Genomic DNA, 11986 nt, shown 5'->3' on the forward strand with positions numbered 1-11986 from the left:
AACCGGAACCAGCCATCTAGTGTGCCACGACCCGTCGATCCGCCGGAAATCCGGCCCTCAGCGGCCACCTTCCTCGGCCGCCTCCGACCCGCTCGCCGGGGCGCCCCGCGGCGCCGGCATCGGGCTGTCCGCGCCCTTCACGCTCTTCCAGATCGCCTCGTTGAGCACCTGCTCGGGCGCCTTGTCGGCCTGCGTGAAGTCCATCCGGCCCGATTCCGCGGCCAGCGGCGCGGCCGCGGTGTTCTTCTCGTCGAGCGACTGCGCCGGCGTCCGGGCGTCGTACGGCGCGAAGTTCGGCGTCCCGGTGAAACTCGCCGTCATCGGGGTGGCGGCGGCGTCGAACTGGGTGAGCGGCCCGATCCCGGCGATCAGCTCCATCGTCCGCATCATCGCGACCGTGCTGTACATCGTCGAGTCGACCTTGCCGGTCTGCGTGTACGGGCTGATCACCAGCGCGACCGTGCGGTGCGCGTCCACGTGGTCGGGCCCGTTCTGGGCGTCGTCCTCGGTGACGAAGATCGCGGTGTCCTTCCAGTGCTCGCTGTGTGACACCGCGTCCACGATCCGGCCGAGGGCCAGGTCGTTGTCGGCCACCGCGGCCTTCGGCGTCGGCTTGCCGACCGACGTACCGAACGTGTGGTCGTTGCCGAGCCGGACGAACTCCATGGCCGGCAGCGTGGTCGAGGCGTTGAACTCCTTGACCCACTCGTCGACGCGGGTGTTGTCCCGGATGTCGCCGTTCTGCGCGGCGTAGTTCGGGTCGGTGTGCGCGGACAGCCGCGGCTCGGTCGCGAACACCTTCGCGGGCAGCGGACCGCCGGCCCACATGCCGTAGTTGCGGTACGAGATGCCCGCGTCGTCGAGCCGGTCCCAGATCCGCGAGTCGCCGGTGAGCTTGCCCGGGTCGGTCGCCTGGTTGGTGTAGACGTCGTCGCCACGGCCCCGACTGCTGTACGCGACCGGCCAGAGGTGCTCGTTGTACGCGTTCGACTCCGACGCGGTCGCCCACTCCCAGCCGTCGGACGAGACCGCTCCGTCGGCGTAGAAGTTGTCGAGCGTCACGAACTGGCGGGCGAGCTGCCGGTGGTTCGGCGCTGAGCTGTCGTCGAACAGGTTCAGCGACGGGTCGCCATTGCCCTTGCCAAGCGAGCCGAACACCTGGTCGTAGGTGCGGTTCTCCTTGACGACATAGATGACGTGCTTGATCGGACTCGGGTCACCGGGTCGCGCCGGCACCACGTTGGCCGGCCCGTTCGGGTGCCCGGCGCCGTTGAAGCCGTCGTTCTCGCGCACCTGCTTCGTGTAGTGCGCCAACTCGTCCCGACTCGGTACGGCGATCCTCGACAGCGTGCCCATGATCATCGAGCCGACGTACTGCGAGTAGTCGACGACCGGGTTCGTCGGCTGCGGACCGCCCGGGTTCGGACCGGCGCCGAGGCCTTTCGCATTCGTGACGAGCAGCCGGCGCCGGTCCTTCGTGACCGTGACTGTGGTTGGGTACCACCCGGTCGGGATCAGGCCGGTGACGTGGTTGGTCGCGAGGTTCACCACCGCGACGTCGTTGTTCCCCGCGTTGGCGACGTACAAGGTCGTGCCGTCGATCGCCAGTCCTTGCGGGCTCGAGCCGACCGGCGCGTGCTGGTACGGCGCGAGCTCGACGGTTCTCGTGACGGCATCGGTGGCCGGGTCGATGCCGATCACCTTGTCGGCGTCCGTGACCGCGACGAGCATCTCGCCGGTGGCCGGGTCGCGCAGGATCGCGGTCGGGTGGCTGCCGACAGTGAGGGTCTTGCGGACCGTCAGCGTCGCGGTGTCGACGGCCGAGACCGTGTTCGTCCCCCAGTTCGAGACGTACGCCGTCCTGCCGTCCGCCGTGAGGCCGACGGTGAAGGGGTTCGGGCCGGTCGCGACCTTGCCGAGCACCGCCCCGGTCGCGGTGTTGATCGCGGACAACGCGGCGTTGCCGTTGCCGGCGACGTACAGCTTGCTGCCGTCGGCGCTGAGGGTGAGACCGGCCGGGAACGTGCCCTTCGGCAGCGTGATCGGGGTGGTCTCGGTGAGCAGGCCGTTCGCCTGGGTGTAGACGCGGATCTTGTCGTTGCCGCCGGCGGCCGCGTAGAGCATGCTGCCGTCCGGGCTCCAGGCCAGGCCGATGAACAGGGCCTGCGGGCTCACGTACGGCAACGTCTGGACGACCTTGCCGCTGGCGGTCTCGACGAGCGAGAGGCTCTGCGTCCGGGTGCCGTCGTTGCTGATCGCGAGGTACTTGCCGTCGGGGCTCAGGGCCGATCCGAACGGCTTCTCGCCGAGCTTGGTCTGGTCGCCGGCCGGGGTGACCCGCCAGCCGTAGGTGGTGATCGCGGAGCCGTCCGGCCGCGGACCGGCCTGCTTGCCGCCGGTCACGTTCGCGGCCGCGACCCCGGTCGCCGCTACCAGCGCGATCCCGAGGACCGCTGCCAGTCGCCATCGTGTGCGCATTCCCACTCCCGCCGAAGTCTGTCGAAACTTGACGGGGTGGAGCATTCCTCCGGGAAGAAACCTTCGATGAGGTCGAGATGAACCCTGAGGACAGTTTTTCTCAGCTAGCTGAGGTCTCCCTCAGCTAGCTGAGAACCGACGATGTCAGTTGCCGTTGTCGGTGCTGTGACCGGCCGTCGTCGACGGGGTGGTCTTGTTCACCTGGAGCAGGAACTCGATGTTCGACTTGCTCTCCTTGAGCTTGCCGATCAGCAGCTCCAGGGCGGCCTGGCCGTCGAGCGCGGACAGCACCCGGCGGAGCTTCCAGACGACCTGGGTCTCGTCCTTGGACATCAGCAGTTCCTCGCGGCGGGTGCCGGAGGCGACCACGTCGATGGCCGGGAAGATCCGCCGGTCGGCGAACTCGCGGCGCAGCCGGAGCTCCATGTTGCCGGTGCCCTTGAACTCCTCGAAGATCACCTCGTCCATCTTCGAGCCGGTCTCGATCAGCGCGGTCGCGAGGATGGTCAGCGAGCCGCCGTCCTCGATGTTCCGGGCCGCACCGAAGAACCGCTTCGGCGGGTACAGCGCCGACGAGTCGACACCACCGGACAGGATCCGGCCGCTGGCCGGGGCCGCGATGTTGTACGCGCGGCCGAGCCGGGTGATCGAGTCCAGCAGCACGACGACGTCGTGGCCGAGCTCGACGAGCCGCTTGGCCCGCTCGATCGCCAGCTCCGCGACCGTGGTGTGGTCGTCGGCCGGCCGGTCGAAGGTCGAGGCGATGACCTCGCCCTTGACCGTGCGCTGCATGTCGGTGACCTCTTCGGGCCGCTCGTCCACCAGCACGACCATCAGGTGTACTTCGGGGTTGTTCGTGGTGATCGCGTTCGCGAGCGCCTGCAGCACCATCGTCTTACCGGCCTTCGGCGGCGAGACGATCAGACCACGCTGACCCTTGCCGATCGGGCTGACGATGTCGACGATCCGGGTGGTCAGGATGCCCGGCTCGGTCTCCAGGCGGAGCCGCTCGGTCGCGTACAGCGGGGTGAGCTTGTTGAAGTCCTGCCGCTGCTTGGCGATCTCCGGGTCCGCACCGTTCACGGTGTCGATCCGGACCAGCGGGTTGAACTTCTCCTTGCGCTCGCCGTCCTGCGGCTGCTTCACCGCACCGGTGATCGCGTCACCCTTGCGGAGGCCGTAGCGCTTCACCATCGAGAGCGCGACGTACACGTCGTTCGGGCCGGGCAGGTAGCCGCTGGTCCGGACGAAGGCGTAGTTGTCGAGCACGTCGAGGATGCCGGCCGCGGGGACCAGGACGTCGTCCTCGCTGATCGTCGGCTCGGCGTCGTACCGCTCGCCGCGGCCGCGGTTGCGGGTGCTGGTGTCGCGGGGGCTGCTGCTCTGGCTGCCGTCGCGGTTGCGGTCCCGGTCGCGGCCCCGGCGGCGCCGGCGACGACCCTCGCCGTCCTCGCCCCGATCCGCGTTCCGGTCCGAGTTCCGATCCGTGTTGCGGTCGGTGTTCCGGTCGGCGTTGCGGTCGTTCTGGTCCTGGCGGTTCCGCTGGTTGTCGCCGCGGTTGTCCCGGCTCTCGCGGTTGTCCCGGTTGCCGTCACGCTGACCGTCGCGGTTGTTGTCGCGGCTCCGGTCGCGGTTCTGGTTGCCGTCGCGGTTGTTGTCCCGGGTGTTGTCCCGGCTCCGGTCGCGGCTGCGGCCCTGGTTCTCGCCGCGGTCGTCGGCGCGCTCCTCGGTACGGACCTCGGCCCGCTCGGTGGCGCCGTTCTGCGCGGCGGTGTCCGGCTGCGTCTCCCGCACCACGGGCGCCTCGACGGCGGCCTCGGCGGCGACACCGTTCCGGCCCGGGTTCCGCGGAGCTTCCTCGGCCGGCTCCGGCTGTACGTCCTTCTGGGCCGCGGCGCGGGTCCGGCGACTGCCTCCCTCGCGCTTGGCCGGCGTCTCGGCGCTCTTCGGCGCGGACGCCTCGGCGGCCTCGTCGAGCGTCGGCTGCGTCACCTTCGCCCGGGAACCGCCGGTGGAGCCGCCCGCGGAAGAACCGGCGGAACCACCGGTCTGGGCGGCCTTGATCGCCTCGATCAGCTGGCCCTTGCGCAGCGCGCCGGTGCCCTTGATGCCGAGCGTCCCGGCGAGCTGCTTGAGCTCGGGGAGCAGCATGCCCTCGAGGCCGCCTCCGGCTTTCCGGCGACGCGTCGTGGTGGTGGCCACGGCGTCGGTACCCGGGGCCGACGTACCGGCTCCGCTGGAGGCTTCAACAGTTTCTGTCACGTGAGGTCCTTCCCACACGGATCGTCGATGTCCGACAGGCTCATCGACCAATGTCATTCCGCCCACGACCGCACAACGGGCACGCGGGGTATCAAGAGGCTCTCGCTAGATCTGAGTCCCCCAGGACATCTCCGACGCAGGCGGCGCAAGGTCACATCCACAGGAGGGTCGCCACACAACACAGGGTGCCGGGAGCACAGCCCGGATCGTGGCGAGAGCACACCGATCACCTGGAGGGGATCGGGTGAGTCGAGACTAGCACCACTGCGGGTCCTCTGCCTGTCTCACCCACTGCAACGCGTGTCAGCACCGGACCATTCCCCGAGCTACCCGGCCTCCATCGACCAGACCTGTACACCGACTGGATCGATCCCCAGTTCGTACTTCGCCCAGCCGTCCGGCGGCTCCGGCGTACCACGGAAAAACGACCCGTGACCTGCACTCTTCTCAACATGACCACCCAGTACGGCGACCGTCGGGCCGGCCCCGCTGATGATCGCGGCCAGACCACTTCCGCGCAGTTTGTGGACCAGCGCGAGACTCTCCGGCATCGCCGGTTCGCGGTACTCCTGGTGCAGTCGGTCCTCGGTCGCGGTCAGCAGCAACTCGGGCCGCCCGGTCAGCGCGGCGACGAGCAATGCGGCCTTGCCGGCGTTCGCCGCGGCGTCGGTGTGGGAAACAACGCCCGGCAGCAACCCGCGCGCCTGTTTGGTGAGCACGTGATTGTCAGGTACGTAAGCGACCGCGTCGATTCCGTCCGCCGGCTCCAACCTGACCGCCCGGCCCGTATCGCCTTCCGTCCAAGCGATCGTGAACCCTCCGAGGGCGGCCGCCGCGACGTTGTCCGGATGCCCTTCGATCTCGTTCGCCAGGACGACGAGCCGCTCGCGATCGAGCGGTTCGCCGGCCAGTGCGAACGCCGCGGCCAGCCCGCCGACGATCGCCGCCGACGACGATCCGAGACCCCGCCCGTGCGGAATCCGGTTCTCGCAGCGCAAGGTGAAGCCCGGCACCGAAGCACCCAGCGCCTCGAGCCCCGCGTGGATCGACCGCACCACCAGATGCGTCTCGTCGAGCGGTACGTCGGCTTCGCCCTCGCCACTCACCGAGACGGTGACCCCGGACCCACCCGGGGTGACGACGAGATCGTCGTACAGGGTCAGGGCGAGGCCGAAGGCGTCGAAGCCGGGGCCGAGGTTCGCGCTCGTGGCGGGCACCCGGACCCGCACCTGGTCGCAAGGCCGCCGGTTGCTGCCGGACTCCGGCTCCGGCTTCGGGTCGCCCATCTCAGCTCAGACCGGCGACGCGGGCGACGGCATCGGTGTCGGCCGCGGTGACCGGCGGCTCCTCGATGGCGGCGTGGTCGAGCGCGGTGTCGATGTCCTTCAGGCCATGACCGGTGACCGTGATCACCACGGTCGAGCCGCCCGGCAGCCAGCCTTCGGCCTTCGCGTGCAGCAGACCCGCGACCCCGGCCGCCGAGGCGGGCTCGACGAAGACGCCTTCGCGGGCCGCGAGCTCACGCTGCGCGGCCAGGATCTGCTCGTCGGTGACCATCTCGATCCGGCCGCCGGACTCGTCCCGGGCTGCCTCGGCGAGCGTCCAGGACGCCGGGTTGCCGACCCGGATCGCGGTGGCCGCGGTGTCCGGCTTCTCGACGATCGCGCCGCGCACGATCGGCGCCGCGCCGGCCGCCTGGAAACCCCACATCCGCGGGGTCCGGGTGGCGAGCTTGTCCTTGGCGTACTCCTGGTAGCCCTTCCAGTAGGCCGCGATGTTGCCCGCGTTGCCGACCGGCAGCAGATGCAGGTCCGGGGCGTCGCCGAGCGCGTCGCAGACCTCGAAGGAGGCGGTCTTCTGGCCCTCGAGGCGGACCGGGTTGACCGAGTTCACCAGGGCGACCGGGTAGTTCTTGCCGAGCTCACGGACGATCCGCAGGCAGTCGTCGAAGCCGCCGTCGATCTGCACCAGCTTGGCGCCGTGCACGATCGCCTGCGCCAGCTTGCCCTTCGCGATCCGGCCCGCCGGGATCACCACCAGCGGCAGCATCCCGGCCCGGACGGCGTACGCCGCCGCCGAGGCCGACGTGTTGCCGGTCGAGGCGCAGACCACCGCCTTGTCACCGGCCTGCGCGGCCAGCGAGATCGCGACCGTCATCCCGCGGTCCTTGAACGAGCCGGTCGGGTTGTTGCCCTCGACCTTCAGCCAGACCTCGCACCCGCTCTGCTCGCTCAGCCACTGCGCGGCCACCAGCGGCGTCCCGCCCTCGCCGAGCGTGACCACCGGCGTGTCCGCCGAAACGGGAAGCCGGTCTCTGTACTCCTCGATCACGCCACGCCACTGGTGCACCATTGACCTACTCGCCTTCTACCCGCATCACACTGCTGACTTCACGGACGATGTCCATGTCCCGCAAGGACTCCACGGTCGCGGACAACGCGGCGTCGGTCGCGGTGTGGGTGACCACCACCAGTTGCGCGTCGCTGCCCCGGCCCTCTTGGCGGACGGTCTGGATCGACACGTCGTGCTCGGAGAAGGCATGGGCCACCGCCGCCAGCACACCGGCCTTGTCGGCCACGTCCAGCGACACGTGGTAGCGGGTCATCGCGTCGCCCATCGGCCGGACGGCCCGCTGGGTGTACGACGACTCGCCGACCCCCGGCACACCCTTGAGCCGGTTGCGCGCGGCGGACACCAGATCCCCGAGGACTGCACTGGCCGTCGGGGCGCCGCCGGCACCACGACCATAGAACATCAGGCGTCCAGCTGCCTTGCTTTCCACGAAAACGGCGTTGTACGCGTCCCGAACACTGGCCAACGGGTGGGTGACCGGGATCATCGCCGGGTACACCCGGGCGCTCACCGAGTCGGTCGCCTCGTCCAGCTCGCAGATCGCCAGCGACTTCACCACGCAGCCCATCTCGCGGGCCGACGCGATGTCGGTCGCGGACACCTCGGTGATGCCTTCGCGGTGTACGTCGGCGATCGAGACCCGGGTGTGGAACGCGAGGCTGGCCAGCAGCGCCGCCTTCGCCGCCGCGTCGAACCCCTCGATGTCTGCGGTCGGATCCGCCTCGGCGTACCCGAGGGCCTGGGCTTCTTCGAGCGCCTCGTCGAAGCCGGCGCCGGTGGTGTCCATCTTGTCGAGGATGTAGTTCGTGGTGCCGTTGACGATGCCCATCACCCGGATCACGTCGTCACCGGCGAGCGACTCGCGCAGCGGCCGCAGGATCGGGATCGCGCCGGCCACGGCGGCCTCGAAGTACAGGTCGCGCTGGTACTTCTCCGCGGCCGCGAACAATGTCGGGCCGTCCTCGGCGAGCAGTGCCTTGTTGGCCGTGACGACCGAGGCGCCGTGCTCGAGCGCGGTCAGGATCAGGCCGCGGGCCGGCTCCAGGCCGCCGATCACCTCGATCACCAGGTCCAGGTCGCCGCGCGAGACCAGCGCCTGGGCGTCGGTGGTGATCAGGTCCGGGTCGACGGCGATATCGCGCGCACGTCCGGGCCGGCGTACGGCGATGCCGGCGATCTCCAGCCGGGCGCCGACGCGGGCCGCTAGATGGTCCGCCTGCTCGGTCAGGATCCGCACCACCTCGGTGCCGACCACGCCACAACCGAGCAGGCCCACCTTGAGAGGTTTGTCGTCCTTCACAGCGTTCATTCGGCGGCCCCCATGTCGAGGAGAAGCAGGTCGTCTTCGGTCTCACGGCGGACGACGACACGCGTCCGGCCGTCCTTGACCGCGATCACCGGTGGCCGCGGTACGTGGTTGTAGTTGCTCGCCATCGACCGGCAGTACGCACCGGTCCCGGGGACGGCGAGCAGGTCGCCCGGCTGCACGTCCGACGGCAGGAACTCGTCCTTCACGATGATGTCCCCGGCCTCGCAGTGCTTGCCGACGACCCGGGCGAGCGTCGGCTCGGCGTCGGAGTACCGGTTGACGAGCGTGCAGGAATAGTCGGCGTCGTACAGCGCGGTGCGGATGTTGTCGCTCATCCCGCCGTCGACCGACACGTACGTCCGGGAGGCGCCGGCGTCCAGCTCGACCTCCTTGACCGTGCCGACCGAGTAGACCGTGCACACCGCCGGACCAACGATCGCGCGCCCCGGCTCGATCGAGACCTTGGGCACCTCGACGCCGAAGGCCCGGCACTCGTGCTCGACGATCTTGCCCATCTCGGTGGCCAGCTGCGCCGGGTCGGACGGGTCGTCCTGGGTGGTGTAGGCGATCCCGAAACCGCCGCCCAGGTCGAGCTCGGGCATGTCGACGCCGAGCTCGTCGGAAACCCTTGCGTGCAAGGCGATCACGCGCTTGGCCGCGACCTCGAACCCGGACGAGTCGAAGATCTGCGAGCCGATGTGCGAGTGCAGGCCGAGCAGCTCCAGCTCCGGCGCTTCGTTGACCCGGGCAACGGCTTCGAAGGCCGCGCCGGAGGTGATCGAGAAGCCGAACTTCTGGTCCTCGTGCGCGGTCGCGATGTACTCGTGGGTGTGTGCCTCGACGCCCGCCGTCACGCGGATCATCACCGGCGCGGTGGTCCCACGCTCGCCGGCCAGCTCGATCAGCCGGGAGATCTCGTACTGCGAGTCGACGATGATTCGGCCGACACCGGCGTCCAGCGCCCGGGCCAGCTCGGACTCGGACTTGTTGTTGCCGTGGAAACCGAGCCGCTTCGGGTCCGCGCCCGCGCGCAACGCGACGGCCAGCTCACCGCCGCTGCAGATGTCGAGGTTCAGCCCCTCCTCGAGCACCCAGCGGACGACCGTCGTACAGAGGAAGGCCTTGCCGGCGTAGTAGACGTCGAAGTCCTTGAAGGCGTGCTTGAACGCGCGCGCCCGGGCCCGGAAGTCGTCCTCGTCCAGCACGTACGCCGGGCTGCCGTGCTCGGCGACCAGGTCGCGCAGGTCGACATCGCCGACGGTCAGCGAACCCTCGGCGGACTTCTTCGCCGTGGACGACCACAGCTGCGGGACCAGGTCGTTGACGTCGTGCGGGGTCAGCAGCCAGGCCGGGACGCGGTTCCCGTTCTGGGCGTGCAGGGCGCCCGCCTCGTGCGCCCTCACATCCGCTCCGGTGCGGAGACGCCGAGCAGGTCGAGCCCGTTGGCGAGCACGGTCCGGGTCGCGGAGACCAGGGTCAGGCGAGCCTTGTGCACCGGCTCCACCTCCTCGTCGCCGCGCGGCAGCACGCGGCAGCTGTCGTAGAACTTGTGGAACGCCGACGCGGTGTCCTCGAGGTACCGCGCGATCCGATGCGGCTCCCGCAGCTCGGCGGCAGTGGCGACCACCCGCGGGAACTCGGCGAGCGCGCGGAGCAGGTCGCCCTCCCGCTCGTGGCTGAGCAGGCCCGGGTCGAACTCGTCCAGCTTGATGCCGAGCTCGTCGGCGTTGCGCAGGATCGAGGCCAGCCGGGCGTGCGCGTACTGCACGTAGAACACCGGGTTCTCGCTGGCCTGGCGGGTCATCTCCTCGATGTCCAGGGTCAGCGGGGAGTCGGCCGGGTAGCGGCAGAGCGTGTAGCGCAGCGCGTCGACGCCGCCCTCCTCGACCAGCTCGGCGAGCGTGACGATGGTGCCGGCCCGCTTGGACAGCCGCATCTCCGCGCCGCCCTTGAGGATCTTCACCAGCTGGCCGATCAGGATCTCGATGTTGTGCTCGGGGTCGTCGCCGGCGCAGGCCGCGATCGCCTTCAGCCGGTTCACGTAGCCGTGGTGGTCGGCGCCGAGCAGGTAGACGCAGGTCTCGAAACCACGCTCGCGCTTGTTCACGTAGTACGCCGCGTCGGAAGCGAAGTACGTCGGCTCGCCGTTCGACCGGATCAGCACGCGGTCCTTGTCGTCGGTGAAGTCCGTCGTCCGCATCCAGAGCGCGTCGTCGGCCTCGTACAGGTGGCCCTGGTCGCGGAGCTTCTGGATCGCGTGCGGTACGCCGTCCTGCTCGTGCAGGCTGCGCTCGGAGAACCAGACGTCGAACTTGGTCCGGAAGTGCTCGAGCTGCTCCTGCTGCTCCTTGAGCTGCCGCTCGTACCCCGCCTCGCGGAAGGCGATCACCTGCTCGTCGGCGGGCAGCTCGGTGATCCCGGGCACCTCGGCGACGATCCGCTGCGCCAGGTCGCCGATGTACTCACCGTGGTAGCCGTCCTCGGGGATCGGCTCGCCGTGCGCCGCGGCCTGCAGGCTGGCGCCGAACTTGTCCATCTGGTTGCCGCGGTCGTTGATGTAGAACTCGCGGGTGACGCTCGCGCCGGCCGCGGCCAGCACCCGGGCCAGCGCGTCACCGACGGCGGCCCAGCGGGTATGGCCGAGGTGCAGCGGGCCGGTCGGGTTCGCCGAGATGAACTCGAGGTTGATCGTCCGGCCCTGCAGGCTGTCGGTGGTCCCGTACGCCGGGCCCGCGTCCAGGATCGCCTGCGCGACCTTGCCCTGGGCATCCGCCGCGACCCGCAGGTTGATGAACCCCGGCCCGGCGATGTCCACCGCGGTGATCGCCTCGTCGTCGCGGAGCCGGGCGGCGAGCAGCTCGGCGAACTGCCGCGGATTCAGCCCGGCGCGCTTGCCGAGCTGCATCGCGACGTTGGTGGCGTAGTCCCCGTGCTCGGGGTTCTTGGGGCGTTCGACCTTCAGCTCGCGCGGCAGCCCGCCCTCGACGGTGATGGTGCCGTCGTCGGCGAGCGCGGCCAGGGCCTGGAGGATCTTCGCAGCGAGCTGTTCCGGAGTCACCGGCTCAGCCTAATGGGCCCCCGCCCAAACCCTTGACTCACCATCCACAGCCCGGTACGCCGGGCTGCGCCCAGGCCGTCCCCACCCCACCGCCCCGGTCAGGCCCAGGGATTGATCAACTCGACGCCGGTCCGCGCGAAGTCGGCCGTGTTCCTGGTCGCGAGCGGAGCTTGCTCCACCAAGCAGATCGCGGCGATCTGCGCGTCCAGCGGCTCGATCGGCAGACCGGCCCGGCGCCGGTCACGCATCACCACCGAATAGGCCATCGCGGCTTCCGCCGTGAACGACAGGATCTCGTCCTCGACGAAGGCGGAAGCGAAGGGCGCGTCCGCGGCCTCCCGCACCTGCGTGCGCCTCCGGCCGCCCGGCATCCGCTCGATACCGGTATGGATCTCGGCGACGGTAATCGCCGTGGTGCGGAACTCCGCACCCAGGTTGTCGCGGGTCCAGTGCCACACGGCCGCGTCCGGAACCTGCTTCATCAGCTCCGAGACGACATTGGTGTCCAGAACGATCATCAGTCGAAG

8 protein-coding genes are annotated in these 11986 nt (G+C 69.9%); all 8 read right to left on the bottom strand.

What is annotated here, in order from left to right; translation table 11 throughout:
* Positions 1–57 precede the first annotated feature (57 nt).
* The gene (locus tag AC0662_RS38855) at positions 58–2478 is read right to left on the bottom strand and encodes a glutaminyl-peptide cyclotransferase (protein WP_478306952.1); all 2421 of its coding nucleotides are present in this window, start codon (positions 2476–2478) and stop codon (positions 58–60) included.
* A 144-nt stretch (positions 2479–2622) separates the two neighbouring features.
* Positions 2623–4740 carry a transcription termination factor Rho gene (gene rho, locus AC0662_RS38860; protein WP_478306954.1) on the bottom strand — a complete coding sequence of 706 codons (2118 nt, stop codon included), beginning with the start codon at positions 4738–4740 and terminating at the stop codon, positions 2623–2625.
* 326 nt (positions 4741–5066) lie between these two features.
* Positions 5067–6026, bottom strand: a complete 960-nt coding sequence (gene thrB, locus AC0662_RS38865) for a homoserine kinase (RefSeq protein ID WP_478306956.1) — start codon at positions 6024–6026, stop codon at positions 5067–5069.
* A 1-nt stretch (position 6027) separates the two neighbouring features.
* Positions 6028–7092 carry a threonine synthase gene (gene thrC, locus AC0662_RS38870; RefSeq protein WP_452200977.1) on the bottom strand — a complete coding sequence of 355 codons (1065 nt, stop codon included), beginning with the start codon at positions 7090–7092 and terminating at the stop codon, positions 6028–6030.
* Between the two features lie 4 nt (positions 7093–7096).
* Positions 7097–8401, bottom strand: coding sequence for a homoserine dehydrogenase (locus tag AC0662_RS38875; RefSeq protein WP_452200979.1), 1305 nt, complete (start codon positions 8399–8401; stop codon positions 7097–7099).
* A complete protein-coding gene (gene lysA, locus AC0662_RS38880) occupies positions 8398–9804 on the bottom strand; it encodes a diaminopimelate decarboxylase (protein ID WP_478306958.1) in 1407 nt (468 codons plus the stop codon). The genes AC0662_RS38875 and lysA overlap by 4 nt, the downstream gene beginning before the upstream one ends.
* Positions 9801–11459 (bottom strand): arginine--tRNA ligase, encoded by a 1659-nt coding sequence (argS, locus tag AC0662_RS38885; protein ID WP_452200983.1) that lies wholly within the window; start codon positions 11457–11459, stop codon positions 9801–9803. The genes lysA and argS overlap by 4 nt, the downstream gene beginning before the upstream one ends.
* Positions 11460–11557: 98 nt before the next feature.
* Positions 11558–11977, bottom strand: coding sequence for a type II toxin-antitoxin system VapC family toxin (locus AC0662_RS38890; RefSeq protein WP_452200985.1), 420 nt, complete (start codon positions 11975–11977; stop codon positions 11558–11560).
* Positions 11978–11986: the final 9 nt, after the last annotated feature.

This window comes from Kribbella sp. NPDC043289 (assembly GCF_056436705.1).